This is a genomic window from Ruegeria sp. AI2 (assembly GCF_056541275.1).
This window is the reverse complement of sequence record NZ_JBQFYB010000020.1, coordinates 18,146-44,957: the sequence shown is the minus strand read 5'-3', so window position 1 is coordinate 44,957 and position 26,812 is coordinate 18,146. Positions and strand designations below refer to the sequence as shown.

Annotated in this window: 21 protein-coding genes; 6 read left to right on the top strand and 15 right to left on the bottom strand. The window is 60.6% G+C overall.

Annotated elements, in window-relative coordinates; translation table 11 throughout:
* Positions 1–124: 124 nt before the first annotated feature.
* From ACR0LL_RS19830 to ACR0LL_RS19805, 6 genes are all read right to left on the bottom strand, one after another.
* Positions 125–1,528 (bottom strand): NAD(P)/FAD-dependent oxidoreductase, encoded by a 1,404-nt coding sequence (locus ACR0LL_RS19830; protein ID WP_480588922.1) that lies wholly within the window; start codon positions 1,526–1,528, stop codon positions 125–127.
* A gap of 37 nt (positions 1,529–1,565) precedes the next feature.
* Positions 1,566–1,952 carry a nuclear transport factor 2 family protein gene (locus ACR0LL_RS19825; protein ID WP_480488946.1) on the bottom strand — a complete coding sequence of 129 codons (387 nt, stop codon included), beginning with the start codon at positions 1,950–1,952 and terminating at the stop codon, positions 1,566–1,568.
* 26 nt (positions 1,953–1,978) lie between these two features.
* On the bottom strand, positions 1,979–2,473 hold the full coding sequence (locus ACR0LL_RS19820; RefSeq protein WP_209507926.1) for a universal stress protein: 495 nt from the start codon (positions 2,471–2,473) through the stop codon (positions 1,979–1,981).
* 17 nt (positions 2,474–2,490) lie between these two features.
* The gene (locus tag ACR0LL_RS19815) at positions 2,491–3,831 is read right to left on the bottom strand and encodes a TRAP transporter large permease (RefSeq protein ID WP_267366013.1); all 1,341 of its coding nucleotides are present in this window, start codon (positions 3,829–3,831) and stop codon (positions 2,491–2,493) included.
* Between the two features lie 17 nt (positions 3,832–3,848).
* The gene (locus ACR0LL_RS19810) at positions 3,849–4,385 is read right to left on the bottom strand and encodes a TRAP transporter small permease (RefSeq protein WP_480477503.1); all 537 of its coding nucleotides are present in this window, start codon (positions 4,383–4,385) and stop codon (positions 3,849–3,851) included.
* A gap of 67 nt (positions 4,386–4,452) precedes the next feature.
* Positions 4,453–5,469, bottom strand: coding sequence for a TRAP transporter substrate-binding protein (locus ACR0LL_RS19805; protein ID WP_267366014.1), 1,017 nt, complete (start codon positions 5,467–5,469; stop codon positions 4,453–4,455).
* A gap of 157 nt (positions 5,470–5,626) precedes the next feature.
* Between ACR0LL_RS19805 and ACR0LL_RS19800 the strand changes: the two genes are divergently transcribed.
* The 4 genes from ACR0LL_RS19800 (at position 5,627) to ACR0LL_RS19785 (ending at position 12,269) form a co-directional block, all read left to right on the top strand.
* A complete protein-coding gene (locus tag ACR0LL_RS19800) occupies positions 5,627–6,553 on the top strand; it encodes a LysR family transcriptional regulator (RefSeq protein WP_480588920.1) in 927 nt (308 codons plus the stop codon).
* A 286-nt stretch (positions 6,554–6,839) separates the two neighbouring features.
* Positions 6,840–8,879: an oxidoreductase gene (locus tag ACR0LL_RS19795; RefSeq protein ID WP_480588918.1), complete on the top strand. Its 2,040-nt coding sequence runs from the start codon at positions 6,840–6,842 to the stop codon at positions 8,877–8,879.
* A 58-nt stretch (positions 8,880–8,937) separates the two neighbouring features.
* Positions 8,938–10,956: a CocE/NonD family hydrolase gene (locus ACR0LL_RS19790; protein WP_480588916.1), complete on the top strand. Its 2,019-nt coding sequence runs from the start codon at positions 8,938–8,940 to the stop codon at positions 10,954–10,956.
* Between the two features lie 170 nt (positions 10,957–11,126).
* Positions 11,127–12,269 carry an amidohydrolase gene (locus ACR0LL_RS19785; protein WP_480588914.1) on the top strand — a complete coding sequence of 381 codons (1,143 nt, stop codon included), beginning with the start codon at positions 11,127–11,129 and terminating at the stop codon, positions 12,267–12,269.
* Between the two features lie 88 nt (positions 12,270–12,357).
* Here ACR0LL_RS19785 and ubiV read toward each other — a convergent pair whose 3' ends face one another.
* The 3 genes from ubiV to ubiT are packed head-to-tail and all read right to left on the bottom strand — an operon-like array spanning position 12,358 to position 14,802.
* Positions 12,358–13,278: a ubiquinone anaerobic biosynthesis protein UbiV gene (gene ubiV, locus ACR0LL_RS19780; RefSeq protein ID WP_480588912.1), complete on the bottom strand. Its 921-nt coding sequence runs from the start codon at positions 13,276–13,278 to the stop codon at positions 12,358–12,360.
* Between the two features lie 4 nt (positions 13,279–13,282).
* The gene (gene ubiU / locus ACR0LL_RS19775) at positions 13,283–14,260 is read right to left on the bottom strand and encodes a ubiquinone anaerobic biosynthesis protein UbiU (protein ID WP_480588926.1); all 978 of its coding nucleotides are present in this window, start codon (positions 14,258–14,260) and stop codon (positions 13,283–13,285) included.
* Positions 14,260–14,802, bottom strand: coding sequence for a ubiquinone anaerobic biosynthesis accessory factor UbiT (gene ubiT, locus ACR0LL_RS19770; protein ID WP_480588910.1), 543 nt, complete (start codon positions 14,800–14,802; stop codon positions 14,260–14,262). The genes ubiU and ubiT overlap by 1 nt, the downstream gene beginning before the upstream one ends.
* Positions 14,803–14,938: 136 nt before the next feature.
* Between ubiT and ACR0LL_RS19765 the strand changes: the two genes are divergently transcribed.
* Together ACR0LL_RS19765 and ACR0LL_RS19760 are read left to right on the top strand one after the other, a co-directional pair.
* Positions 14,939–16,447: a UbiD family decarboxylase gene (locus tag ACR0LL_RS19765; protein ID WP_480588924.1), complete on the top strand. Its 1,509-nt coding sequence runs from the start codon at positions 14,939–14,941 to the stop codon at positions 16,445–16,447.
* The gene (locus ACR0LL_RS19760) at positions 16,444–17,025 is read left to right on the top strand and encodes a UbiX family flavin prenyltransferase (RefSeq protein WP_480588908.1); all 582 of its coding nucleotides are present in this window, start codon (positions 16,444–16,446) and stop codon (positions 17,023–17,025) included. Before ACR0LL_RS19765 ends, ACR0LL_RS19760 begins: the two co-directional genes overlap by 4 nt.
* Before the next feature lie 117 nt (positions 17,026–17,142).
* Here ACR0LL_RS19760 and ACR0LL_RS19755 read toward each other — a convergent pair whose 3' ends face one another.
* The 6 genes from ACR0LL_RS19755 to ACR0LL_RS19730 form a co-directional block, all read right to left on the bottom strand.
* Positions 17,143–19,560 (bottom strand): GcvT family protein, encoded by a 2,418-nt coding sequence (locus ACR0LL_RS19755; RefSeq protein ID WP_480588905.1) that lies wholly within the window; start codon positions 19,558–19,560, stop codon positions 17,143–17,145.
* A gap of 28 nt (positions 19,561–19,588) precedes the next feature.
* Positions 19,589–20,839 (bottom strand): aminotransferase class V-fold PLP-dependent enzyme, encoded by a 1,251-nt coding sequence (locus tag ACR0LL_RS19750; protein ID WP_480588901.1) that lies wholly within the window; start codon positions 20,837–20,839, stop codon positions 19,589–19,591.
* A gap of 310 nt (positions 20,840–21,149) precedes the next feature.
* Positions 21,150–21,890 carry a maleate cis-trans isomerase family protein gene (locus ACR0LL_RS19745; RefSeq protein WP_480588898.1) on the bottom strand — a complete coding sequence of 247 codons (741 nt, stop codon included), beginning with the start codon at positions 21,888–21,890 and terminating at the stop codon, positions 21,150–21,152.
* A complete protein-coding gene (locus ACR0LL_RS19740; RefSeq protein WP_480588895.1) occupies positions 21,887–22,954 on the bottom strand; it encodes a pyridoxal phosphate-dependent aminotransferase in 1,068 nt (355 codons plus the stop codon). The genes ACR0LL_RS19745 and ACR0LL_RS19740 overlap by 4 nt, the downstream gene beginning before the upstream one ends.
* Positions 22,951–24,603 (bottom strand): hydantoinase B/oxoprolinase family protein, encoded by a 1,653-nt coding sequence (locus ACR0LL_RS19735; RefSeq protein WP_480588893.1) that lies wholly within the window; start codon positions 24,601–24,603, stop codon positions 22,951–22,953. Before ACR0LL_RS19735 ends, ACR0LL_RS19740 begins: the two co-directional genes overlap by 4 nt.
* A complete protein-coding gene (locus ACR0LL_RS19730) occupies positions 24,603–26,696 on the bottom strand; it encodes a hydantoinase/oxoprolinase family protein (protein WP_480588890.1) in 2,094 nt (697 codons plus the stop codon). Before ACR0LL_RS19730 ends, ACR0LL_RS19735 begins: the two co-directional genes overlap by 1 nt.
* Positions 26,697–26,812 lie beyond the last annotated feature (116 nt).

Sequence of the window (26,812 nt, the reverse complement as noted above, 5' to 3'; positions counted from 1 at the left end):
CAGAGCCAATGATCCCAAACGCATGTTCAATACCATGCATCTGCAAAACCTTAACAAAGGCCTCTTCCGTCGTCATCTTCATAGGGGTGTTTCCTTATCTTCAGAACGCTAAAGCGTTGGTAAATTACAGTATTTCGTCTCGGAGGTAATAGCCGACATAGGCTATGCGCTGGCCGAGGCGGCGGAAGGGTGTCAGGATGCCATGGCTAGGCAGCGGGGACGTGAAGATCGGCAGGGCAAAGGCCTTGTCTTTCTTGCCCGCGATCAGCTGTGCCATACGACGCCCGGCCTGAGCCGAGTACATCACGCCGTTGCCACCATATCCCATCGCGTAGAACACGCGCTGTTCCGGGTCCGGCTGGAAGATACGCGGCATCATATCGTGGCTGACATCGACCCAGCCCCACCACGAGTAGTCGAGGTTGATATCCGTCAGCGCCGGGAACTTTCGGGCGAGGCCCTTTTTCAGAAGCTCCAGGTGTTTTTCGTTCTCGGCGTCTCGTCCTGTTACCGCGCTGCGGCTGCCGATCTGCATCCGGTTGTCGGGCAATAAACGATAGTAGTGGCGCAAGGTGCGGGTGTCCGTCAGGGGTGATTTGGTCTGAATGCCACACTCATCCAGTTCGGCCTGGGTCAGCGGCCGTGTCACCATCGAGTTTGACAGGATAGGCATCAGGCGGTGCTTTGTGCGCGTGTTCAGACCCGGTGGGGTATAGCCCGCGGTTGCCAGGGCCACCGTTTTGGCGCGGACGATGCCGCCCGGTGTGCGCAGGTGATGCACACCGTTCTTCGTCTGCCATCCCATGACCGGGCTGCCGGTGTGAATTTTCACCCCCAGACGGCGCGCCATGTTGACGTAGCCGAACGCCAGTTTACCCGCATGGATGCAGGTCCCGTCAGGTTCCCACATGGCACCTGCGGCCTCCATATCGCGCACGTGCTTTTCGTGCAGTTCTTCCCGGGAAAGGATGCGCGAACCATAGCCGAACACGTCGTTGAGCAGCTTGCTCTCTTTCTTGAGGGACGGCATGACCTTGTCGCGATGCGCGATGTAGTAGTGGCCACCCGGTTGGGGGTCGCAATCGATATCGTCGGACGCAATCAGATCGTTGAACAGCTGAAACGCTTCTGTGACCTCGGCATGCATGCGCTTGGCCACGTCCGTTCCCCACCGTTCGATCCATTGCGACCGCTTGAGCCGCCCGGATGAAATCTGGGCCTGCCCGCCGTTGCGGGTGGAGCAGCCCCAGGAGATGGTATTTGCTTCTAAAACAACGGCTTGAATGCCATATTCCTTGGCAAGATGGATGGCGGTGGACAGGCCGGTATACCCCGATCCGATCACCACCACATCTGCATCCATATCGCTGGACACAGGTCCATCATCGGCCGGAGGTGTTCCGGCCGTTCCAATCCAATATGTGGGCGCGTGGTCGCGATTGTGACCCGGACCCGCATCAATGATCGGGTCATATTTGGGGTCATAGCTGGCCTTGGGCCAGTGACGCGGGATGCTGTTATCCACCATTCTTGTTTTTCTCCGAGGCTGCGCGCAGGGCGGCGGATCAGGCTTTGAACATTGGGCGCGTTTTTCGAAGCGCCTGTTTTACAACGATTTTACCGTCACGAACGGTGAACAGATCCGCACCTTCCGCTTCGATCCGCATACCGTTTGCGTCGGTTCCCGAGAAGGTCCACTCGGACACCGCACGATCACCGTGGACAAAATGGCTGTGATGATCCCAATGGGCGTCTTTCATGCCTGCCCAGACGCCCGAAAACGCAGCGGCGATGGCAGCGGCACCTTCAACCTTGTTGCCGTATTTTTCGTCACCGGCCACGGTGTAGAACACGCAGTCGTCGGCGAAGTGGGTCATCACGCCGTCGATGTCGTGGCGGTTAAACGCGTCAAACGTATCCGCCAGGTCCTGCGCGGTCAGGGTTTTGTTCATTTTGTACTTCCTTGTCAGTGGGGTTGTTACATTTCGTCCGGGTTCGGAACGATCAGTGTCGGGATCCTCGAGCGCCGCAAAACGCGTTTTGCGACCGTGCCCAGAAAGGTGTGCGAAAAGCCGTGATCATGCGCGCCCAGCACGATCAGATCACAGCCCAGTTCGACCGAGCGGCGCAGGATCACTTCGGCCGGATGGCCATCAGTCACCTCGACCGAGGTAACCTGATCGCGAATTTTCCCGTCGTCGCCGTCGAACTGCGCCCAGAACTTGGCTTGCCGTTCGGCCAGAACCTTGCGCACCATCTCGTGACGACGCTCAATCGCGGTCTTGCGGGTCTCTTCGTTCATGATGAATATTTCCATCGTGATCTTGGCATCCTCCGACAGGGGTTCATTCACATGCAGCACGTGAATCTCCGCCCCGGTGGCCTGCGCGATGCTGGCGGCATGGCGCATGGCGTGACCCGAGTTTTCGGACAGGTCGGTGGCAAACAGGATGTTGGTGACCATCTGTTTCATGTCGTCATCCTTTCAGATCAGTAGCCAAACAGCCGTGGGAGCCACAGCGACAGTTCAGGGAAGAAGGCGATAACGAAGATCGCCACCGTGTTTGCAGCCGCAAATGGCAGCGCGCGCAGCGAGATCTGTTCGATCGAGATGTTCGAGATACCGGATGCGATGAACAGGTTCTCGCCCAGCGGCGGGGTCTGGAACCCGATGCCCAGCGTACAGACCATCACCACGCCAAAATGGATCGGGTCAATACCCACCGAATAGGCCACCGGCAGCATCACCGGAACAAGGATCAGGATGGTGGCCAGTGTTTCCATGAACATGCCGACGAACAGCAGGAAGAAGATGATCAGCGCCCAGATCACATAGAGGTTGTCGGTAAAGCTGAGCATCCCTTCTGCGATGATTGCCGGGATCTGGTTTTCCACCAGTAGACGACCAAACACCGTTGCTGTGAACAGGATCAACAGAACGCGGCCGGTCAGCCATGTGGTGGCTTCAAGCGACTGGAACAGCGACTGCCAGGTCAGTTCGCGATAGATGACAACACCCACGAACAGGGTGTAGAAGATCGCGACGATTGCAGCCTCGGTCGGGGTGAAAAAGCCGGTATAGATACCGCCCAGGATCACCAGCGGAGCCATCAGCGACCAGAACCCGCGATACATCTCGCACCCGACATTGCGGATCGACCAGCCCTCGGCGACGCCTTTGTAGCCGCGCTTTTTCGACATGAAATAGTTAAGGATTAGCAGGCTTGTGGCGATCAGGAAGGCGGGTACGAACCCGGCAATGAACAGTTTCGAAATCGAAACCGACTGGAAGGTGCCGAATTTCTCGACCGCTTCGGGCGGCGGGGCCATACCGAGCGCGGCAATGCCGAAGATCACCATCGGGATGGAGGGAGGAATGATAATCCCGAGGCCGCCAGAGGACGCAGTGATCGCCGAGGCATAGCCGCGCTCATAGCCGCGGTCGATCATCGCCGGGATCATCAGCATCCCAACAGCCGCGGTTGTTGCCGGGCCCGAGCCCGAGATGGCACCAAAGAACAGACAGGCCATGACCGTTGCGGCAGAAATACCACCGGTGAAGGGACCGGCCAGACTTTCGGCAACGTTGATCAGGCGTTTTGAGATACCGGCAGCCTCCATCAGGGCCCCGGCAAGGATAAAGGCTGGCAGCGCCATCAGCGGGAACGAGCCCACGGATGTAAAGGCGATCTGCACGAATTTGATCGGGTTGTCGCCCAGATAGAGAAACGAGATCAGCGACGCGACACCCAGCGCCACCGTGATCGGCGCGCCAATGAGCAGCAAGAACAGAAATGATCCAAACAGGACCGTGACGATTTCGGATTCCATGGTTACCCCTCCCGGTCTCAGTGGTCTTTGGCCGCTTCGGCAGCGGCCTTGATCTCGTCCAGATCGATCTGGTCGGGATCGTGAATGTCCTCGCCTTTGACAAGGCGGCGGTAATTCACCTGAATGATGCGGAAGGTCATCAGCGCAAATGCGATGGGCAGCACCATGTAGATATACTTCATCTCGATGCCCAGTGTCTGGGATTTCCAGAACTTGTTCATCTTGTTGAAAACAAAGTCTGTCGCCAGATAGAGGAAGTAGACATTGAAGAAGAGCCAGAAGAGGTCGGCAAAGGCTTCGACATATTTGATCGACCCGTCAGGCAGGAATTTGAACTGGAACGTCACGCGGTTATGCGCCCCTTTCAGGGCGGCGTAACTTGCACCGAAATAGACGAACCATACGAACATGTAGACCGAGAGTTCTTCGATCCAGCTGACCGAAAAGCCGAAGACTTCGCGCGCGATGATCTGCACGAACAAAAGGCAGACAAAGCCGGATAAGAGTATCCGGCAGATGACACTTTCTATGTTGTCCAGAAATTTCCAGAACATGTGGTTTCACTCCTCCCTGAGATGAGAAGAGCGCCGTGGCGCTCTTCCCGGTATCGCTCTGCGGCGATTATTGCTGCACCGGCTCGCGGCCGATGGCTTCAAGCACGGTGTTCAGTTTTTCGACGCCACCGATGGAGTCGTAGAACTGGGGCCATACGGCACCTGTTGCCAGTTCGATGAACTCGGCTTCGTCGTTTTCGGGATCGATGATCTCCATGCCTTTGGCGGTCAGTTCTTCCTTGATGGCGGCCTCGGAATCCCGCAGGAATTGTGCGGATGCCAGGGTGGCTTCCTGTCCTGCTTCAAGGAGGATTGCCTGATCTTCTGCGGACAGGTCCTGGAAGACCGCTTCTGAAACGATCAGCGGTTCAATCGAGAAGATGTAGCGCAGGTTGGTGACGTGGTCCTGAACCTCGTAGAACTTCATCGCGTTGATGGTCAGGTAAGGGTTGTCCTGCCCGTCGACCACCTTGGTTTGCAGACCGGTGAAGGTTTCCGACCAGGCCATCGGCGTCGGGTTGATGCCCCATGCCTTGTAGGTTTCGATCATGATCTCGTTCTTAGGAACGCGGATGACCAGATCCTGAAGGTCAGCAACCGATTTGACCGGTTTTTTCGAGTTGGTCAGGCGGCGGAAACCGGTATAGGTCCAGCCGATGATGCGCACGCCGGCATCACGGATGGTGTTTTCGACCAGTTCCTGACCGATTGGGCCCTGGGTCAGCTTTTCGGCATCTTCCAGGCTGAGGATCACGTAAGGCAGCGTGAAAACACCGACCGAAGGCGAGAACGGCGTGATGTTGTTGATCGCCAGCAGAGACATATCCAGCGTTCCGATCGCCGCCTCGTTCACGGTGTCCTGTTCGGACCCCAGCTGACCGTTCAGAAACAGCGTTGCGGTGTGGGCACCGCCCGATTTCTCTTCCAGCGCCTTGACGAAGGCGATGCCCAGAGCTTCCTGTGCGCTTCCTGCGCTATCGCCCACCGCGATCTTGAAGTTCTTCGCATCAGCCGTGCCCGCAACCATCAGTGCAGCAACGGAAACGGCGGCGCTGATGGTGCCAAGCTTTTTGATAAATGACATGGATGTCCTCCCATTTGTCGTGTTTCGAGGTGCGCGATGGCCTGGGGAGAAGGTGGCCAGTCCGATTCTGCCTCGGCCACAAGAGGCTATCTTGCCAACATGGTTTCGTCGTTGTTAATATTTGCGTGAAAGGTTTCACAAATGTCGAACTTTTAATATGAGACAGAACCCACTGGCCACCCGCATCGGGGACACGGACATCCGCCTTCTTCGGGTTTTCAAAACCGTTGCGGAAAGCGGAGGGTTTTCAGCGGCGGAAAATGAGCTCAACATCGGGAAATCAACAATCTCGAAACACATATCGGATCTGGAGCTGCGGCTGGACTTAAAGCTGTGCAACCGTGGCCCGGCGGGTTTTTCCCTGACTGAAGACGGCGAAAAAGTGCTGGCCGCGACAGAAGACCTGCTGATTTCGGTTTCTCAGTTCAGAACCGAAGTCAACGAGATCAAGCAGCAACTGGCAGGAAGTATCCGCGTGGCGCTGTTCGATCAGTGTACCACGAACCCAGAAGCGCGCCTTGCCCGCGCCATTCACAGGTTCAACGAAGCCGCCCCTGCCATCCAGATCGAGTTGTCGATCGAACCGCCCAACGTCATTGAGACCATGGTTATCAGCGGGCAGCTGGATGTCGGGATCATCGCCCTGCACCGCCCCTCGGCAAGCCTGCATTATGCGCCACTTTATGGGGAAAACATGTTTCTGTATTGCGGGCAGGACAATCCGTTGTTCAGCCAGTCCGCTGACACGCTGAGTTTGCGGGACATTCAGATGTTCAACTATGCGGGTCTGAACGTGAATTCGCCCAACCTGATCTATGGCCAGCAACTGGGGTTTCGGCGCGCTGCCAAAGTGCAAAACGAACAGGCCCTTGCAATTCTTATTCTGTCAGGCAGCTATCTGGGCTTTCTTCCGGACCATCTGGCGCAGGAATTTGTTGATAAGGGGCTAATGAGGCAGGTGATGCCGCAGGAAATCAAATACAGAACGCGCTTTGCGGCGGTGACACGAAAACAGCCGGATCCGACACGCGCGGCCAAGCTGTTTCTGGAAACCCTGCTGAGCGTTCATTCCGAGACGCCTTGAACCCGGCCTCGCCGCCTGTTTGCGCGTGGCACCCCGCAAGAGGATTTGTTCACCGAAGGCATGCGCCAACCGGGTGCGCGCGGCCACGCTTGTCCTGTCCACTTGGGCGTAAGGCATGAGGAAAATGGGTCCAAAACGTCTGATTGAAAACAAGTTTGACTTGGCAATTCCAGTTTGATTTCAATCAGCAAAGACCATCACCTCTTGCCCCCAGATAACCGGAGAGCCGCATGTCATCCGACCCTGTAGCCGCCTTGCGCACTCAAACCGATCACGAGGCGCTATCATGAGCCGCGATGCCTTGCTGCAACCTTATCAGCTAAAGCACCTGACGCTGAAGAACCGGATCATGACGACCAGTCACGAACCCGCCTATCCCGAAGATGGGATGCCGACGGAACGCTATCGTGCTTATCACGAGGTGCGGGCCAAAGCGGGGGTTGCGATGACCATGACGGCGGGGTCGGCCGTTGTCAGCCGCGACAGCCCGCCTGCGTTCAACAATATCCTGGCCTACAAGGACGAGGTTGTCCGCTGGATGGCGGAGCTGACGGAAGCCTGCCATGCCCATGGCTGTGCGGTGATGATCCAGCTGACCCATCTTGGGCGGCGCACGGGCTGGAACAAGGGTGACTGGCTGCCATCCCTTTCGCCGTCGCACGACCGGGAACCGGCGCACCGGGCCTTTGCCAAGAAGATGGAAGATTTCGACATCGCGCGGATTGTGACCGATTACGCCGATGCTGCCGAACGGATGCAGGCAGCCGGGCTGGATGGAATTGAATTGCAGGCCTATGGCCATCTGATCGATCAGTTCTGGTCGCCGATGACCAATCGGATGGACGCGCCTTTTGGGGGCAATCTGGACAACCGGTTGCGCTTTGGCTTCATGGTTCTGGATGCAATCCGCGACCGCGTCGGGCGCGATTTCATCATAGGGGTCCGTTACACCGCCGACGAGGTGGAAAAGGGCGGCATCACCGAAGCGGAAGGGCTGGAGATTGCCCGAAGGCTGCGTGACAGTGGTCAGGTCGATTTCCTGAACATTATTCGCGGGCGTATTCACACTGACCCGGCCATGACGGACGTGATCCCGGTTCAGGGCATGAAAAGCGCGCCCCATCTGGATTTCGCCGGGCGCGTGAGGGTCGAGGTTGGGATGCCGACCTTTCACGCCGCGCGCATTCCCGATGTGGCAACGGCGCGGCATGCGGTGGCCTCGGGCCTGCTGGACATGGTCGGCATGACCCGCGCACATATGGCCGATCCGATGATCGTTGCCAAAATCCGGACCGGACGGGAAGATGACATCCGGCCTTGCGTTGGCGCCACCTATTGTCTTGACCGCATTTATCAGGCGGGTGAGGCGCTGTGCATCCACAACCCGGCCACCGGGCGCGAGCTGTCTATGCCGCATGTGATCCCCGCCGCTGAATCGCGCCGCCGCGCGGTGATTGTGGGCGCAGGCCCCGGCGGACTTGAGGCGGCGCGGGTTGCGGCCGAGCGCGGGCATGACGTCACGGTTCTTGACGCCGCCCCCGAACCCGGCGGTCAGGTGCGGCTGACCGCGCAATCCCGACGTCGGGCCGAGATGATCGGGATCATCGACTGGCGCATGGCCCAATGCGCGGCGCGCGACGTTACGTTTCGGTTCAACACCTTTGCGGACGCCGATGCTGTAACCGCGCTTGCGCCGGACATGGTGGTGATCGCAACCGGCGGGTTGCCCGAGGTGACGGTGCTGGAGGCGGGTAACGATCTGGCAGTTACTGCCTGGGATATCCTGACCGGTGATGTGCGCCCCGGCGACAATGTTCTTATCTATGACGATGCGGGGGATCACCCGGCCCTGATGGCGGCTGAGGCTATCGCACAAGCGGGCGGGCGGGTAGAAATCATGACCCGCGACCGCAGTTTTGCCCCCGAAATCATGGGAATGAACCTGGTACCCTACATGCGGGCCCTGCAAAAGACCGGAGCCGTGTTCACAGTCGCCCGGACGCTGAAATCACTGGTGCGATCAGGCAATCAGCTGGAGGCAGCCATTGGAACGGATTACTCGGACCTGACAGAAAAGCGCCTGTATGATCAGGTGGTTGTCAATCAGGGTATTTTACCACTGGATGATTTGTACTTCGATCTGAAACCGCTGTCGCGCAACCTGGGCGCCGTGGACTATGAAGCGCTGGTCGGCGGGTCCGGCCCCGTGTTTCCGCAATCCGTCCCAGAGGCGGGGTTTGATCTGTACCGGATCGGCGATGCCGTTTCATCACGCAACACGCATGCCGCCATTTATGATGCGCTGCGCTTGGGGCTTCGGTGGTGAGATCAATGAAGCACACCACAAGCAGCCTTTCACCTGACAGTCAGTCAAAGGACCGGACATGAGCAACACAGAGGTCATCGAAACCGTTTGGATTCCCATGTCGGACGGCGCAAAACTTGCGGCCCGGCTTTGGCTGCCCGGATCGGCGCGAACAACGCCCGTTCCCTGTGTTCTGGAATACATCCCCTATCGCCGCCGGGATCGCACCCGGATGCGGGATGAAAGCATGCATCCGCATTTCGCCGCGGCAGGCTATGCGTCGATCCGGGTGGATATCCGCGGTTATGGCGACAGCGACGGGATTCCCGAAGATGAGTATTCGCATCAGGAGATTCAGGATGGGCACGACATCATCCAGTGGATTGCAGATCAGGACTGGTGCGACGGAAATGTCGGAATGTTCGGCAAAAGCTGGGGGGCGTATAACGCCTTTCAGGTGGCCGCGATCCGCCCACCAGCGCTGAAGGCGATTGCGCCGGTGATGGGAACGGATGACCGCTGGCGCGAGGATATTCACTTTTACGGCGGCTGTCTGGCCAATGACAATTTCTGGTGGGGCTCGATCATGCAGCTGTACAATGCCATGCCGCCCGACCCCGAGATTGTGGGCGCGGATCGCTGGATCGACTTGTGGCGCGCACGGTTGGAGGGGGTCGAATTCTGGCCCGCCAAGTGGCTGGAACATCAGACCCATGACGACATGTGGCGGCGCGGCTCGATCTGCGAAAACTATGCGGATGTCGATGTGCCGGTGTATTTCTTTGGCGGATGGATGGACCTGTATCGCGACACGCCGTTCCGCATCGCGGAACACCTGAGCGGGCCGGTCAAGATCCTGATGGGCCCCTGGGCGCATCTGTATCCGCAAGAAGGGGTGCCGGGCCCCCGGGTCGATTTCGTCGGCGAGGTAATCCGGTTCTGGGACCATTGGCTGAAGGGGATCGACACCGGCCTGATGAACGAGCCGCCCTTGCGGTTTTTCCTGCAAGACAGTGCCGCCCCGTCCGGGACACATGTGCACCGCGAGGGGCGGTGGATCGAAGAGCCGAGCTGGCCGTCGCCAAATGTCAAGGACCAGCCCTTGTGGCTGAATGACGGAACGCTGGACGCCTTCGCCGGGTCGGGCGGAGAGATGTCGGTTTGTTCGCCACAGTATTTCGGGGCCGCAGCGGGCGACATGTGTTCCTTTGCAATACCCGGAGATATGGCAGCAGATTGCCGGATCGAGGCCGCAGGGGCGCTGCAATTCAAAGCAAAGCCCTTGGAAAAGCCCATAGACATTCTGGGCCAGCCCTCGGTAGACCTGACAGTTTCTGCCGATCGGGCGCAGGGTTTTGTTGCGGCCCTGCTGGTGGATGAGGCCCCGGACGGCGCGCAGACATTGATTGCACGCGGGTTCTGCAACCTGACGCACCGGATCAGCGACACTGAACCGACGCCGATTACACCCGGCGAAGACATGCACGTGACTGTCCCGCTTTATGGAACCGGTTATCGGGTATTGGCGGGTCATCGCATCGTTCTGCAAATCGCGTCTGCCTATTGGCCGGTCTTGTGGCCAGCGCCGGAACCTGTGACGCTGACGATCCGACCCGGCACGTCGCGGCTGATCCTGCCCGTGCGCAACCAGCGTGATGGCGCGCCAGCCCCACGCCCGCTGCCCGAACCTCAGCGTCCTGACGTCGCCCCGCGGAAGACGAACGTCCGCTCCGGCTCGATGGAGCGTTCGGTCCACACCGATCTGACCAATGGCGCGGTGACACACAGGTATTTCCTTGACGGGGGTGTCTTTGGGCCGGTGGGCGATATTCGCCTTGACGATATCGGCACGGTGCTGAGCGATATGTCGGATCGACGCTACACCATCCAGCCGGGTGATCCGTTGTCGGCAATGGCCACAATGGAGCAAACAGCCGGTTTCGACCGCGAAGGGTGGTCAGCCAAGATCTGGACCTGTTCCGAACAAAGGGCGACAGCGACCGAATTTCACCTGACCGCGCGCCTAAAGGCGTGGTCGGGTGACGATCTGATCTTTGAGGACGAACAGTCTTATGTCATCCCCCGCAACGGGATGTAGGCGCAGAATGGTTTACAGACCTGCCCGTCTTGAGGTGTGTGGGTTCACAGGATCGAAACTGTTCAGGGCGCTCATCCGGGGACAACTTGCATCAATCGGAACCGATCTTTAAGCGAGATTGCAAAATCCTGTAGCAAGGGCGCAAGAAAGCAGGATGAAGGAGTGTTGCCATGACGAGTTTTTCCGAAAACCTGCGCGCCCTGCGGCATGAGTTTCACCGTAACCCCGAGCTTGGCTTTCAGGAGGACTGGACCAAGGCCCGGATCGCCGATCACCTGAGAAGCCTTGGCATCGAGGTGCATGAAGGAGTCGGCGTTGTTGGTGTTCTGCGCGCGGGCCATGGCAACCGGTCCATCGGTCTGCGCGCGGATTTCGACGCGCTGCCCATTACCGAAGCCAACAGCTTTGCCTACAAGTCTCGGAACCCGGGCGTGATGCATGCCTGCGGCCATGACGGCCATACGACGATGCTGCTGGGCGCGGCCGAGCTTTTGGCCAGGGATCAGGGCTTTGACGGCACCATTGTCTTCCTGTTCCAGCCCAATGAGGAGCACGGGCTGGGCGCGCGGGCGATGATTGACGAAGGCGTCCTGCGGGATTTTCCGATTGACGAAATCTATGGCGCGCACAATCTGCCGGACGAACCCGTTGGACGGGTTTCAACCCGCGCCGGTGTCATTTGTTGCAGCGAAAGCCTATTCGAGATCACCATCACCGGTCAGGGCGGCCATGCCTCGATGCCCCATGTCGGGCGCGAGACAATCACGCCCGCAGCAGAGCTTGTTCTGGCCTTGCAAACCATCGTTTCGCGAAAGCTTGCCCCATTGTCTGGCGCGGTCGTTTCCGTGACCGAGTTCATCACCGATGGGCAGCGCAACGTCCTGCCGGGTCGAACAGTGTTGAAAGGGGACGCACGGGCGATGTCCCCCGATGACCGCGCGCGGATTGAAAACCATATGCGGCAGATCGCGGCGGGCGTGGCGGAAAGCCATGGTGTCGCGGTGACGGTGGAATTCCGGACCGAATTCATCGAGGCAATCAACGATGCCGACGCCGCAACCCACGTGGTTTCAGCAGCAAAAACGCTGGGTCTGGAGGTTGACGGCGACCGGACCGCCATGTCGTTTTCCGAGGATTTCGCGGAATTTGCGGCTGCGGTTCCGGGGTGTTTTCTGCTGATCGGCAATGGAACCGAGGGGTCGAATGGCCGCCCCCTGCACGCGGACGATTATGATTTCAACGATGCGCTGCTGCCATTGGGGGCAAACCTGTGGGCCGAACTGGTGCGGCAACGTCTGCCAGTGACCACCTGACTGCGCAGAACGATCCGTGGATGTTTCGGATCGCTTCCTCTGGTCGCTTCAAACATTCGCCCACGGATGCCGGACTTTTCCAGAATGATCAGCGTGCAGCTTCGGTGGACACGCGTGCCGAACCCGACCATTCAGCACCGGATGCGCCGGTCAGGAACCCATCGCTTAGCCTTATACCGGGATCGTCCGTGCGCAGGGCATGTTCCAGATCGCCCTGGTCAAGTTGCCCATCCAGCCGCTGTCGGTAGAGCGCGCAGAGCCTTGGGAACCCCTGAGATTGCGGCGACAGGCGCAGGGCCGAGACGCCCGCGCTTTGCAGCAACTCGATCTGATGATCCGTGCAGGCATAGCTGTCTGACAGGGTCTGCACGCCGTTCATGGCCATGAACGGCTGTCCATCCCCGGTCAGCACGTCCAGCCCGTCTGGATCGTTTTCGCAGGCAAACTGGCAGTTGTCTTTGCTGCGCCCATGCAGGCGCGCGTGGTAACACCGGCCGGAGATGGCCAGCGGCATGCGACCGTGGCCCCAAACCTCGACCGCGACACCCAAACTGGCGGCGGCCTGTGCCAGAACCCTGACCGAGGCGATTGGCAGTTCCGGCGGCAGGCATATGCGACGCGCCCCGCGTGACGCCAGCCATGCCAATGTGCCTTCGTTATAGACATTGATCAGCGGTCCGACATCGAAATCGGTGTTTTCGGGCAGATGCGCCAGCGCGGTCAGATCGTTGATCTCGACCGTGACCCCCAGATCCGCCAGATCGGCGGTCAGCTTGCGTTCACGCCTGAGCGTCACCAGTGCAAGACTGGTCAGCGCAACCTGTTTGCCAGCCTCAACCAGCCGGGCAATCGCGTCGGGGATCCGGTCCTGATAGAATGGCAGGCGCTTGGAGCAAACCAGCTCACCCAGCACGATGCGGTCGACGGGGGTTTGGGCCAGATCCTCATAAAAGGATGTCCAGTTCTCGGCAGGCCAGAAAAACTGGTTGGGGCCAACGGTCAGTTCCATCGCGCTATCTCCAGGTTTTTTTGTAGGCGCCGGTTGTCATGGCCTGCCCTTCGGACAAACGGGCCAGCATCCCCTCGGGCAGAGGGCGTCCGGCCTCAAGCGCGTCGACAGCGGCGCGGAAATTCCGAACCACCTGCGCGACGTAGGATTTCGAACGCTGGCGCCCTTCGATCTTCAGCGCGGTAACACCGGCCTTCTGCAATTGCGGGATCAGCCGTTCCGCGTTCAGGCTGACGGGGTCTTCGAACAGGTGGCCCGTCTTTTCACCTGCGGAAAAGCACCCTTTGCACAATGTCGGATAAGGTGCAGGCTGGTTTCGTTCGACCCGGTGGATCAGGTAGCCACCCAGGCGGGTGTTCAACGCGCCCTTGTCGTTCTGGTATTCAACATGGCTGGCGGGCGAACAGACGCCATTCATGTTCGGAGACAGCCCTGTGGCATAAGAGGACAGCGAACAGCGGCCTTCGGCCATCACACAGAGCCCGCCGAACACAAAAACCTCGGTCTCGACTTCTGTTTCGGCGTTGATGGCGGCGATTTCGGGAACCGACAGCACGCGCGGCAGGACCACGCGTTTGACGCCGAAGGTTTCGGAATAGAAGTTGATCACATCGGCATTTGCGGCTGCGGCCTGCACGGACAGGTGCCTGCGCAGCCCCGGATGATTGCACGCGGCATAATCCAGCAACCCAATATCGGCGAGGATCACGGCATCCACGCCGCAGGTTTCCGCATCGGCCACGGCGCGGTGCCAGATTGCTTCGTTGCCGGCGCGGGGAAACGTGTTGATCGCAACCAGCACCCTGGCCCCGTGGTCATGGGCAAAGGCAACGCCCGCGCGCATTTCGGCCCGGTCAAAGTTCAGACCGGGAAAGTTGCGCGCATTGGTTTCATCATTGAAGCCGCAATAGACCGTATGCGCCCCGGCCTTGACGGCTGCGCGCAAAGCGGCGGGCGTTCCTGCCGGGCAGACGATTTCCATTACCATAGTACAGCGTCTTCCGGTCGGGTCAGGTACAGGCCGGTTCGACGTTCCACCAACGCGATGAGCTGCTTGAGCGGGCGCGCAAGCGGGCCGGAGAGGGCTGTGGCCTCGTGCGCGAGGTCCAGTTCCGCGTCGTCGATTGCATTGCGCAGCGCCAGCGCCGCAGCCGTATCGCCCTCGATCACCAGATCACGTGAGAAGAACAGCGCATCGCCGTCAAACGCGCCGTGAACCAGCCCAAGAAGGGCCGCCAGAGGGCCGGAAATACGCGCAACCCCTGTCCCGCCGCGCCGGGTCAGTGTCACCTTTGGGGCACCGCCATTCGGATCAAGCAGCAGGACAACAGGCAAATCCGTCGGATCAAGAACGAAAACTGATCTTCCGTATGCGCCAAGCCGTTGAAACATTTCCGGGTTTTTCTTTGCCAACTGGCGCGTGAAGACCGTCAGCGACAGTGACAAGGGGGCAAGCGGCGCTATCCGAAGCATCGCCGCCAAAGCCGCCGGGCAGCGCGGTATCGTGTTCTCAGGAACGGGCAACGAGACCTCCTGCTGTCTCAACATTGTGACCTTGGATGCCTTCCTAGGGCGATCGCGGCAGAGGTGACTTGACGGTTGTCAATTCGACCCCTCGCTTTCGTTGCTAGAGGGTGGACACCACCGTCGGAGCAGCCCCATTCGCACCCTGCCGCAATATCCCAGCCTTCGGCATTTTCTGAAATGGTGCGAGGACACCGGACAGTTCAGGCGCATCCCTGATCCGGTTTCCGTACGCCACCAGATGACCGCTGTTCACCGCGCCGTACTTGAGGCGGGCGGACCGGTTCTGCAATTTGACCACCCGACAGACGTGTCCACTGATCGGCTCGATACCCCGGTCGTCGTCAACCTGTTCGGAACGGCAGAGCGGGTTGCCGCCGGGCTGGGTGTCACACCCGACGGGCTGGACGATCTGGGCGCCTTTCTGGCCGCGCTGCGGGCCCCGACGCCGCCGGACGGGGTGCGGGACGCGCTGGCCAGATGGCCGATGCTGAAGGCGGCCCTGTCGACCCGGCCGAAACTGGTCAGAACTGCCCCGGTTCAAAGCGTCTGCCACAGCGGGGCTGATGTGGACCTGACAGCGCTGCCGGTCCAGACGCACTGGCCCGGTGATGCCGGGCCGCTGATCACATGGCCCGTGGTCCTTACCCGGCCCTACGGCAGCGATCCCAGCGCGGCGCAAGGCTATAACGCGGGGGTTTACCGCATTCAGGTGCTGGACCGGAACCGTGTCATCATGCGCTGGCTGCCCCATCGCGGCGGCGCGGCGCATCACCGAAGCTGGGCGAGGTGCGCCGAAAAGATGCCCGTCGCCATTGTGCTGGGCGCAAACCCCGCGACTTTGTTGTCGGCGGCCTTGCCCTTGCCAGAGGCGGTATCCGAGCTGACATTTGCCGGTGCCCTGAACCAGAAGCGCCCACATCTGATCCCGGCCAGAACCATCCCCCTGCTGGTCCCTGCTGATGCCGAGATTGTTCTGGAAGGTTGGGTTTCACCAAGCGAAACCGCCCCCGAGGGGCCTTTTGGGGATCACACCGGCTATTACAACCCGGCTGAACCCTTTCCGGTGATGCAGGTCAGCGCTGTCACCCATCGGGACACGCCGCTGTATCTTTCGACCTATACCGGGCGGCCACCGGACGAGCCGTCGATCATTGGCGAGGTGTTCAACCGCCTGGCCCTGCCGACCATCCGTGCGCAGATCCCCGAAATCCACGATCTTTGGCTGCCGCCCGCCGCCTGTTCCTATCGTATGGCAATCGTTGCCATCGACAAACGATATCCGGGGCAGGCCCGGCGCGTGATGATGGCCCTGTGGGGAATGCTGCCGCAATTCAGCTATACGAAAATGATCATCGCGGTCGATGCCGATATCGACCCGCGAAACTGGGAGGATATTGCCTGGGCGCTTGCCACACGCATGGACCCGGGCCGGGATGTGATGGTGCTGGACAGGACACCTATGGATTATCTGGATTTTGCATCGCCCGAACCCGGTCTGGCCGGAAAAGTCGGCATCGACGCCACGACGAAACTGGGCAGTGAAACGCAGCGGGAATGGGGGACGGTGATGCACACTGCGGATGCCAATCACGCCTTTGCGGAAGACCTTGTAAACCGATTGATGCCGGAGCTGAGAGCATGACAAACGCCCGTGTTGTTTTGGGGGTATCCGGTGCGTCGGGCGCGGCGTTGGGCCTTGCCGTGGCCCGGTGTCTGGCGTCATCGGATATCGAGACCGATCTTGTGGTCAGCGCAGCCGGGATGCGGACCCTTGCGCAGGAATGCGGCCCGGACGCTTTGCCAAACCTGCGGCAACTGGTGACGCGGCATCACCCGAGCGCCGATATCGGTGCCAGCATTGCGTCCGGGTCGGTTCCGGTATCCGGCATGATCGTTGCGCCCTGTTCCATGCGAACGCTTGCCGCAATTGCGCATGGGCTGGACGATAGCCTGCTGACGCGCGCCGCCAGTGTTCAGCTCAAGGAACGCAGGCCGTTGGTTTTACTGACACGCGAAGCACCGTTGACGCTGGCCCATTTGCGCAACATGACGGCGGCGGCAGAAATGGGGGCCGTCATCCTGCCGCCGGTTCCAGCGTTTTATCTGAAGCCCGACACCCTGATGGATATCGTGTCCCAGATCGCTGCACGCGCGGTGGACTGCCTGCGCATTTGTGACCCGGTGGCGCAAGAGTGGCGCCCGCAATGCACTGGTGGGTGAGTTCGGACGCCTCCAGCGGGAGTATTTGGAAAAAGATGAAGTCGCCTGAAGTGCCGAGACGAGACATCTTTTGGAGCGTCTTATTGGCCTTGCCTGCCTGTAGACGGGTTTTGAGCGTTAACACCGCAGTCTGGCGCCTGTCGGGTCAAACGGCGCCTCGGCCAGTATGCGCGCCTTGTGCGGTTTGCCGATGACCTGAATGACCACCTCATCGCCCGGCTGTGCCCTGTTTGGGTTGCGGAACCCCAGCGCCAGGGATTTCCCGACCGAATAGCCGAACGCCCCCGACGTGACACGACCCACGGGCGCGCCGTCGGGGGTAAAGATCGGCTCACCCCCGGTTGCGTCGGCATCTTCGGTCACATCCAGTTCGAAGACGGACAGCACCTCGCGCGCGGGGTTGTCCTTGACGGACAGATAGGCGTCTTTGTGCAGGAAATCCTTATCCAGCTTGATCAGACCTGCCAGCCCGACCTCTTGCGGCCAGTATTCCTGAGAATACTCTCGACCCCACGAGCCATAGCCCTTTTCGATCCGCAGCGCCCCCAGCGCGCGCCCGCCCACCGGACCGCCACCACAGTCTTTGGCGGCCTTAAGCAGGGCGGTGTAGAGCGCCACCTGATCCCCCTCGGCGCAGTGCAATTCCCAGCCCAGATCGCCGGTAAAGCTGACCCGGATGGCCACGCATTCGACGCCGGCGACCGTGATTTTCTGTGATCGCATGAAGCGGAACGCCTCGTTCGACAGATCGGCATTGGTCAGGCGTGCCAGCGCTTCGCGTGACCTGGGGCCTGCGATGTTGAACCCTGCGATGCGGTCGGTGGCGACCTCAAGCGTGGTGCCCTCGGGCATTTCCACCATTTGAAAGAAGCGCTGATGATAGCGTTCGGCCATGCCCGACCCGATCATCATGTATTCATCCTCGGCCAGCTTGGTGATGGTGAAATCGCCCGCCACGCCACCGCGAACCGAGATCAGCGGCGTCAGGCAGCTGCGCCCCACTTCGGTGGGCACCCGATTGGCCACCAGACGGTCCAGCCAGTCATGGGCACCGGGGCCCTTGATCACGTAATTGGCGAAGTTCGAAATGTCGATCACGCCCACGCTGTCGCGCAGCATCTGCACCTCTCGGCCCACGGGCTTCCACCAGTTCTGGCGGGTAAAGCCGGTGGTCTCTTCCACCTCGGGCTCATCGGCGAACCAGAGCGGATGTTCCCAGCCGCAATTAAGGCCAAAGACGCAGCCCATCTGCTTCTGCATCTCATAGGCGGGGCGCACACGGGCCGGACGGCCTGCGCTGCGTTCCTCGTTGGGGAAATGGATCTTGAAGCGGTGGGTGTAGGCATCCTGTACACGGGCCTTGGTGAATGCCTTGTCGGCCCAGTCGCCAAACCGAGCCAGATCCCAGGCGAACATGTCATATTGCGGCTCGCCCTCGATCATCCATTGCGCCGCCAGCAGACCCAACCCCCCGGATTGCGAGAAACCGGGGATCAGGCCGCCGCAGAGGAAATAGTTCTTCAGCTCGGGCACCGGCCCCCAAAGCATGTTGGCGTCGGGCGACCAGATCATCGGCCCGTTGATCACGCGTTTCACCCCGGCGGTCGCCGCAACCGGCACGCGTTCGGTGGCGCGGATCACGTTTTCGATGATCCGGTCCAGATCGTCGGGGAACAGATCATGGGCAAAATCCAGCGGCGTGCCGTCTTCGGCCCAGAATTTCATATCTTTCTCATAAGCTCCGATCAGAAGGCCGTTGCCCTCTTGCCGGAAGTAATATTCGCCGTCGCGGTCAGCGATCGAGGGCAGACGGCGCCCCAGGCTGGCGACCTCGTCGATGCTTTCGGTCACGAAATACTGATGCTCGGTCGGTTGCAGCGGCAGGGTCAGACCCGCCAGCGCCGCCACCTCGCGCCCCCAGAGACCGGCGGCGTTGACAACCCACTGGGTGTGAATGTCGCCTTTGGGTGTGCGCACGATCCAGTTGCCGTCGGGTTGTTGTTCGGTTCCCGTCACCGGGCAGAAGCGTTCGATGGTGGCCCCCATGGCGCGGGCCCCGGCGGCATAGGCGTGCGGCACGCCCGACGGGTCGACATTGCCGCCTTCGGGTTCATACATGATGCAGCGGATGTCATCGAACTGCGCCAGCGGGTGCAGTTCCTTGGCTTCTTCACGGCTGACTTCGTAGAAGTTCAGACCGTAAAACCGGGCTTTCGCCTCTTGCAGGCGCAGCTGGTGCTCACGCTCTTCGGTCTGGGCCAGATAGAGCGAGCCGGGCTGGAATACGCCGCAGCTTTGGCCGGTTTCCTGTTCCAGCTGTTTATACAGATTCATCGTATAGTGCTGGATGCGGGTGATGTTGTTGTTGTCGTGCAGCCCGTGGATATTCGCCGCTGCGTGCCAGGTCGAGCCGGAGGTCAACTCGTTCCGTTCCAGCAGGACAACGTCGGTCCAGCCAAGCTTGGCCAGATGGTACAGGATCGAACAGCCGGCAAGGCCCCCTCCGATCACGACAGCTTGTGCATGGGTTTTCATGAGTGCTTGTCCCTTGGTCCGCCGCAGCTCAGGCGGCGATTTCTTTCATGACAGCCAGAAATCTGGCGACTTCGCCGATCGAGTTGTAGTGGCACATCGAGACCCGGACGCAGGCGTCATAACCCAGCGGCGTCAATATGTTGCCAGAGTAATGGTCGGCCTTGCGCAAATGGGTGCGAATACCCTCATCGTTCAGCCGTTTGACGACATCCGCCGAGGCCACGCCCTGCACGCGCAGCGACACCAGCCCTTCGCGTGCGGGGTTGTCGGCACCGCCCAGAATGGTGACCTTCTCCATCTCGGCCAGACCGCTCAGGTTGCCGGTGCCATGGATCATCGCGTCGGTCAGTGCCTTTTCCTGCACGTGGATGGCTTCGCCCGCTGCCAGAAATCTGGCACGCCGGTCGGTGGCGTCGCTGACCTGACTGCCAAGCCATTCGAAGTAAGACACAACGTCGGACATGGTCGCATAGGCCCCTGTATCGCGCGTGCCCATTTCCCAGTTATCTGCCGGACCGTCCAACAGGGCATTGTGTTCAAGCCGCGTCAGCCGGTCGGAAATCCACGCAATGCCGTAGCCATGGCGCGAAAACACCTTGTAGGGCGAGATCACGTAGCCGTCGACGTCATACGCGCTGAGGTCGATCTGGCCATGGGCGGCGTGCTGGATGCCATCGACAATGATGAAACAGTCTGGCGCCACGGCGCGGATCGCCTGCGAAACAGCGGCCACATCGACGCCCATGCCTGTCACCGGTGAGGTGTGCAGGATTGTCGCCACTATGGTGTCGGGGGTGACGGCCGCAGCATAGGCGTCGGCTGTCACGGTGCCGGTATCGTCATCGTGGGGCACCAGCACATGGGTCTGCCCGGCGATGCGAGCCCAGCGATCACAGGCCGAGCGTGTGGCGGGGTGTTCCAGTGTCGACCCCAGCACAATCCCCGGACCGGTTCCCAGACAGGCGTTCATGATCAGCCGGAACAGAAGTTCGGTGCCGCTTTCACCGACAAAGAACTGACCACCGGGTGCATTCATGAAATCCCGCATATCGGCCTTGGCCGCGTTGATCGTGGCAACCAGCGCATGAGACCCCGAATTGTCGCGCCCTTGATTGTCGGGGATTGCGGCGTGACGTGCCGAGCTGTCCAGCACGGATTTCAGTGTCAAAGCCCCGCCGGCGTTTTCGAAAAATATCCGCTCGCCTTGTTCGGGGCAGTGATCGATCTGGGCAAAACGGTCGCGGATCTGGTTCAGCAGATTTTCCGAAATTTGGTTCATGAAAAGCGGCACCTTTGTATTTTTTGAACGTATGATGTTTCAGACAAGCCTAAGATGGTTTCCCCGCGGGGCAGGCCAAATTTCCCGTGACTGTGCAGCTGGTTCAACATGTGCTTCAATCCCGATCGGCCCTTATTCCGACTATGGCGTAGAGGGCGCGGTATCTTGTTCTTTTGCGACGTAAATACAGTCACGTCTGCGACACGGCGCGTTGGGTGGGCTGGAATACCCGCCCCATATGCCGGTGCGCATCCGCCTTTGATGCGGGCAGCCGACCGGGGCGGGTTCCATGCTTTTGTCTGACCCAAGGCTATAGCAGATCAAACAACCGCCCCGGAACAGTCCCGTGCCTTGGCAGGTCAAGCGCCCGCATCAGGGCAAACATCATGGCCTGATTGGACGTCACAACAGGTTTATCAAGGGCCGCTTCGATCCGGTCTATGGCCTCGACTGCGCGCATGTCGGTGCAGCTGAGTATGATGGCCTCGGCCTTTGGGTGGTCGGCCTGCATGGCAAGGTCGAAAACCTCGTCCGGGGTCAGTTCGCCCTGCCCGTAATTGCCCAGCTCGCGGCCGATATCGGCGCAATTCACCGTTGTGATCCGGTTCTGCGTCAGAAAATCCATGGCCTGCGTGTTGATCTCGCCCAGATAGGGCGAAGAAAAACCGACCCGGGACAGGTCGAGCGCATGGATCGCAGCAACAAGCGCCCCAGCGGCGGTAATACACACGGCCCCCGACGCGGCCCTGATGTCCTGCGCCAGCTGGTGGTCAAAGGACGGGCCATGGGTCAGCGTGGCCGAGGTACAGCCATAGAGCACCACATCGGGCCGAACGCCCGATATCATCTTGAGGTCGTGGCTGATATCCGAGGCCCCCAGACCCGCCATCTGATCCGATCCGGGGATCTCATCCACGTCATAGCCACCCATTCGCTGAAAATGCACCGTCGTGTCCGGGCAGCGCATCAGCATCATGTCAGCTTCGAGATTGGTGTTGGTAAAGGGCACAAGCACCCCGATTTTGGCCCGTGTCCGGGTTTCAAAGGTCATGACGTCACCTCTTTCAGAACAGTCAGGCAGCGCTCCATCACTGCCGTGTCGCAGATCGTGGCGCGCAGGCAATCCGCGAGGCCATAGCCGCCCATTCCGCGCATGAGTAAACCCGCTTTGCGCAACGCGGCATCCGCTTTTTGCGCCGTCGCGGCATCGGCAAAGCGGATCAGGACAAAATTGGTGCGGCTGCGCGGAACAGATAATCCCAGCGCCCGGCACCCATCGGCAAAGCCATCCCGGATGGCGGCGGTTCTGGCAACCGTGTCGCGCATGTGGGGCTGATCCTGCATCGCTGCCGTTGCCATGGCCTGAGAGAGGGTCGATACGTTGTTGGGGTTGAGCAGCTTTCGCAGCTCAATCGCGACCTCTGACGGGAAAAGACCCCATCCCACGCGCGCGCCCGCCAGACCGTAAGCCTTTGAAAAGGTGCGTATGACCACGGTATCCCCACGTGCAACGAGGGCAAAGATTTCAGCCGGGTCGTGATCGCGATCGGCGAATTCGGCATAGGCCTGATCGACCACCAGCAGCACGTTCCCGGGCAGGGTGTTGCGCAGGCGGATGATCTCGGCATTCGGGATCAGGGTGCCGGTCGGGTTGCCGGGGTTGCAGACAAAGACGATCCGGGTTTCAGGCGTGACAGCGGCCAGAATGTCATCGACCGAGACGGTCAGATCAACCTCGCGCGCTTTCACATAGTCTGCCCGCACCTGCGCCGTGGCTGAGGCCACATAGGCATAGCCGTAATCCGTGCCCAATACATGGTCGCCCGGCCCTGAATAGGCGCGGATCAGGCAGCCGATCAACTCCATCGATCCGGCACCGCACAGGATGTTGTCGGCTGGCACTGCATGCACCTGAGCGATGGCGGCGCGCAGGTCCGACCAGTCGGGATCGGGATAAAGCGGCATCCGGTGCAATGCCGCCTGCCCCGCCGCAATTGCGGCAGGGCTGACCGGGAAAGCGCTTTCATTCTGGGCCAGAGATACAGTGTCCGGCGCGCCCAGATCGGCCAGCGCATAGGCCGCCATGGCACGAATGTGATCAACTGCGCGGATCATGAGGCACCCCCATAGGCTTTGGCCCCTCCTTCTGTGACCAGCCCGCGCCTGAGGTCCAGCGCCAGCGCCTCTGGGTTGCGCGCGGCCGGATCGCCAAAGCCGCCGCCGCCGGGGGTATCGAAGATCAGGTAATCGCCGCTTTCCACGCGCAGCTCGCCCTTGCCCGGAATATCACCGCCGCCATCGCGGAATCGGATACGTCCCGGTGCGCCGGGCAGGCCGCCCATGCGGCCCAGAGCCGGAAATTTCAGACGTTCGACCGACAGGAAGACGATGAAGGGGGCATCGTTGGCAGACGTCATCTCGATCCGCTGACCCAATCCTCCCCTGTACTGACCCGCGCCGCCCGAGTCGGGCAACAATTCGCGTCGCCACATGATCACCGGGGCGACACTTTCGGTTATCTCGACCTGCGAGCCGAACACCCCCGAAGGGTAGGCTGTCGCGGACAGGCCATCCGCGTGGGGTCGCGCCCCGGTGCCGCCATTGTGAACGGGTTCGATGGCAAATTCGCGCCCGCCATTCGACGCCACTTCGGGAGCGTGGCGCATTGGCAGGTCGAACATGCACGAGGCCCCTTCGGCAGGCACCTGTTCGGGCAGCGCCTGATGCAGGCAGCCCAGAACCAGATCCGGTGTGACCTGCCCCAGCGTATGCCGCATGGCCACTGGCACCGGATGCTGGGCGTTCAGGATGCAACCCTTGGGGCCTTCCACCGTGAATGGTTCCAACGAGCCTGCGTTGTTCGGGATATCCGGCCCGACGATGCAACGCAGGGCAAAGACCGTATAGGCGGTCGCATAGTTCAAAGGCACGTTGATGCCCTTTTTCGAACACCCGGACGTGCCCGTGAAATCGACATGCATCCCGTCTTTGGTCACGGTGAGCGTCGCGTGCAGCTCCAGCTCGGCCTCATAGCCGTCCATGTGCAGCACGTTTTTGTAAACGCCTTCGGGCACCTCGGCGATGGCCTGCAACGCGCCTTTGCGCGAGGTGTCGATGATATAGGTGCCAAGCCTGTCCAGATCTTCGATCCCGAACTCCTCCATCATCGCGACAAGGCGGTTCACCCCGGCCTCACAACAGGCGATCAGGGCGTAGATGTCGCCCTCATTGGCCACTGGCTCGCGCGAGTTGGCGCGGATGATATCCATCAGCAGCGCATTGGGCGTTCCGGCCTCGACCAGTTTGCAAGGCGGGATCAGCAGGCCTTCGTCATAGATGTCCGAGCCTTCAGGTCCCATACCCAGACCGCCCAGATCCACCAGATGCGAGGTGCAGGAGGTAAAGCCCACCACCTTGCCGTCCTTGAACGCGGGCATCATCAACAGGAAGTCGTTCAGATGCCCCGAGGCCAGCCAAGGGTCGTTTGTCATGTAGATGTCGCCGGGGCGCATGTCCTGCACCGCGAAACGGGCGCGCAGGTGCAGCACGGCCTCGGCCATGGTGTTGATATGGCCCGGTGTTCCGGTCACGGCCTGCGCCAGCATCCGGCCATTCACGTCGAATATCCCGGCGGAAATGTCACCGCATTCGCGCACGATGGGCGAAAAAGCCGCGCGGATCAGGGTCTGGCCCTGTTCTTCGACCACAGCCAGCAGGCGGTTCCACATCACTTGCAGGCGGGCGGGGGACAGATCAGCGGTCATCATGCGCCTCCTTTCTGGTCCTGTATCAGGACAAGGTTGCCGATTGCGTCCATCTGGGCCGAGAAATCGGCGGAAACGAATGTGGTTGTTTGTGGTTCATGGATCAGCGCGGGGCCTGCCACATGGTCACCGGGGCGCATATCGGCGCGGGCGAGAAAGGCGGCCTGTTTTACCGTGCCATCCAGATCACAGGTGATGGGGCGCGTCTGCGTGACCTGAAATGCGGTTTTGCCCGGCGTTTCCAACACCGTGGGCACCGCTTTGTCCGGGGTGGCAACGCGAACGGCCCAGTTGAGGATCTCGATCTTCATCCCCGGCACGGGGCGTGAGAATTGTTTGCGGTATTCCTTTTCGAATGCGGCAGTCAGCGGGGCGATATCCCGGCGTGTCAGGGCGCGGTCCGGCAAGGTAATCTCGATCTCATGCCCTTGCCCGCTATAGCGCATAAAGGCGGTGCGCAGGGTTTCGGTGGGTGCATCCCCTGCCCCTTGGGCGACGACCTCTTTTGCTTCGGCAATCATCGTATCAAACAGGGCGTTCACCCCGTCCATGTCCATGCTGTCGAGCAGGGAATAGCGCGAGCGGACGATTTCGAAAGATACCGGGGCAAACAGGAACCCAACCGCCGAACCGACACCGGGATTGGGCGGGATCACGATACGCGACACCCCGGCGGACCGGGCGACGCGGGTGGCATGCAGCGGCCCGTTGCCACCAAAGGCAATCATGGTGCGCGGGCCAAGGTCCTTGCCGCTTTCGACCGCATGCATCCGCCCGGCGCTGGCCATGCTTTCGACAACGATGCGGCTGACCCCATCTGCCGCACCTGTTGCATCCAGCCCCAGTTTGTCCCCGATCACACGTCTCAGGGCGGCCTTTGCCCCATCGGGGTCAAGCTGGATATGCCCCTCGGCAAAGGTGTCGGGCACGATATAGCCCAGAGTGATGTCGCTGTCGGTCACGGTCGGATCGATGCCGCCGCGCATGAAAGCGACCGGCCCGGGCTCCGAGCCTGCCGATTTTGGCCCGACCGTCAGACGCCCGAGACGGTCAACACCCGCGATCGAACCGCCACCAGCACCGATTTCAATCATCTCGATCACCGGAATGCGCACCGGCATTCCCGACCCCTTGATGAACCGCGCCGCGCGGGCGATTTCGAATGAGCGCGAGGTCTGGGGGCGCGCCTTGTCGATCAGGCAGAGCTTGGCGGTGGTGCCGCCCACATCGAAAGACAGGACCTGATCCAACCCGGCACGCGCCGCGATGCGAGCGGCTAGAATGGCCCCTCCGGCGGGGCCGGATTCCACCAGACGAATGGGGAAACGCGTGGCGGTGCCGATCGTGCACATACCGCCGCCTGCCGTCATCATCAGGATCGGACAGGTTACGCCCTCGGCCGTGAACTGATCCACAAACCGGGTCAGATAGTTTTCCATCAACGGTTGAATATAGGCGTTGGCCACAGTGGTGCAGAGCCGGTCAAATTCACGCGCTTCGGGGCTGACATCGGACGAGATCGAGACGGTCAAGCCGGGGCGGTGTCGCGCCAGAAGATCGCGCAAGCGCCGTTCGTGGGTCGGGTTGGCGTAAGAGTGCATCAGGCAGATGGCCACCGCCTCGGCCCCGCTGGCGTCAATCTCGGCCAGCAACCGGTCTACTTTCCCTTCATCCAGTTCAATCAGCACCTTGCCTTCTGCCGACATGCGTTCGCCTATGGTCAACGAGCGTTCGCGCGGCACCAGCATGTCTGGCTTTTCAAGGTTGATGTCGTATTGGGAATACCGACGCTCGTACCCGATATCGAGAATATCGCGGAACCCTTCGGTGCAGACCGTGGTCACGACCGCCCCGCGCCGTTCGATCAGCGCGTTGGTTGCCAGAGTGGTTCCGTGAATGAATCCGGTGACATCCTTCAGCGATCGGCCAGTCTGCGCCATGACGCGCCGCGCGCCTTCCAGTGCGCCTTCTGCCGGGTTCTGGTGGGTGGTCAGGGTTTTGGTGGAGGCCAGTATCGTCTCATCACCCGAGACGAGGACCGTGTCGGTAAAAGTGCCGCCAATATCGATGGCGAGGCGCAGAGCGGTTGTCATGAGGTATTCCGTTGTCGTCTGAAAGCGGGCAGGCAGAACGGCCCCGCAGGGCGGTTACCGGCGCGTCGTGACCAGATCACAGCCGGTCGCACGGCGATCAAGGCGGGTGGGAATAC

What these genes read in the sequence shown, in the direction of transcription:
- ACR0LL_RS19830 (WP_480588922.1), bottom strand. Translation starts at nt 1,528, where the DNA reads ATGGTGGATAACAGCATCCCGCGTCACTGGCCCAAGGCCAGCTATGAC.
- ACR0LL_RS19825 (WP_480488946.1), bottom strand. Translation starts at nt 1,952, where the DNA reads ATGAACAAAACCCTGACCGCGCAGGACCTGGCGGATACGTTTGACGCG.
- ACR0LL_RS19820 (WP_209507926.1), bottom strand. Translation starts at nt 2,473, where the DNA reads ATGAAACAGATGGTCACCAACATCCTGTTTGCCACCGACCTGTCCGAA.
- ACR0LL_RS19815 (WP_267366013.1), bottom strand. Translation starts at nt 3,831, where the DNA reads ATGGAATCCGAAATCGTCACGGTCCTGTTTGGATCATTTCTGTTCTTG.
- ACR0LL_RS19810 (WP_480477503.1), bottom strand. Translation starts at nt 4,385, where the DNA reads ATGTTCTGGAAATTTCTGGACAACATAGAAAGTGTCATCTGCCGGATA.
- ACR0LL_RS19805 (WP_267366014.1), bottom strand. Translation starts at nt 5,469, where the DNA reads ATGTCATTTATCAAAAAGCTTGGCACCATCAGCGCCGCCGTTTCCGTT.
- ACR0LL_RS19800 (WP_480588920.1), top strand. Translation starts at nt 5,627, where the DNA reads ATGAGACAGAACCCACTGGCCACCCGCATCGGGGACACGGACATCCGC.
- ACR0LL_RS19795 (WP_480588918.1), top strand. Translation starts at nt 6,840, where the DNA reads ATGAGCCGCGATGCCTTGCTGCAACCTTATCAGCTAAAGCACCTGACG.
- ACR0LL_RS19790 (WP_480588916.1), top strand. Translation starts at nt 8,938, where the DNA reads ATGAGCAACACAGAGGTCATCGAAACCGTTTGGATTCCCATGTCGGAC.
- ACR0LL_RS19785 (WP_480588914.1), top strand. Translation starts at nt 11,127, where the DNA reads ATGACGAGTTTTTCCGAAAACCTGCGCGCCCTGCGGCATGAGTTTCAC.
- ubiV (WP_480588912.1), bottom strand. Translation starts at nt 13,278, where the DNA reads ATGGAACTGACCGTTGGCCCCAACCAGTTTTTCTGGCCTGCCGAGAAC.
- ubiU (WP_480588926.1), bottom strand. Translation starts at nt 14,260, where the DNA reads ATGGAAATCGTCTGCCCGGCAGGAACGCCCGCCGCTTTGCGCGCAGCC.
- ACR0LL_RS19760 (WP_480588908.1), top strand. Translation starts at nt 16,444, where the DNA reads ATGACAAACGCCCGTGTTGTTTTGGGGGTATCCGGTGCGTCGGGCGCG.
- ACR0LL_RS19755 (WP_480588905.1), bottom strand. Translation starts at nt 19,560, where the DNA reads ATGAAAACCCATGCACAAGCTGTCGTGATCGGAGGGGGCCTTGCCGGC.
- ACR0LL_RS19750 (WP_480588901.1), bottom strand. Translation starts at nt 20,839, where the DNA reads ATGAACCAAATTTCGGAAAATCTGCTGAACCAGATCCGCGACCGTTTT.
- ACR0LL_RS19745 (WP_480588898.1), bottom strand. Translation starts at nt 21,890, where the DNA reads ATGACCTTTGAAACCCGGACACGGGCCAAAATCGGGGTGCTTGTGCCC.
- ACR0LL_RS19740 (WP_480588895.1), bottom strand. Translation starts at nt 22,954, where the DNA reads ATGATCCGCGCAGTTGATCACATTCGTGCCATGGCGGCCTATGCGCTG.
- ACR0LL_RS19735 (WP_480588893.1), bottom strand. Translation starts at nt 24,603, where the DNA reads ATGACCGCTGATCTGTCCCCCGCCCGCCTGCAAGTGATGTGGAACCGC.
- ACR0LL_RS19730 (WP_480588890.1), bottom strand. Translation starts at nt 26,696, where the DNA reads ATGACAACCGCTCTGCGCCTCGCCATCGATATTGGCGGCACTTTTACC.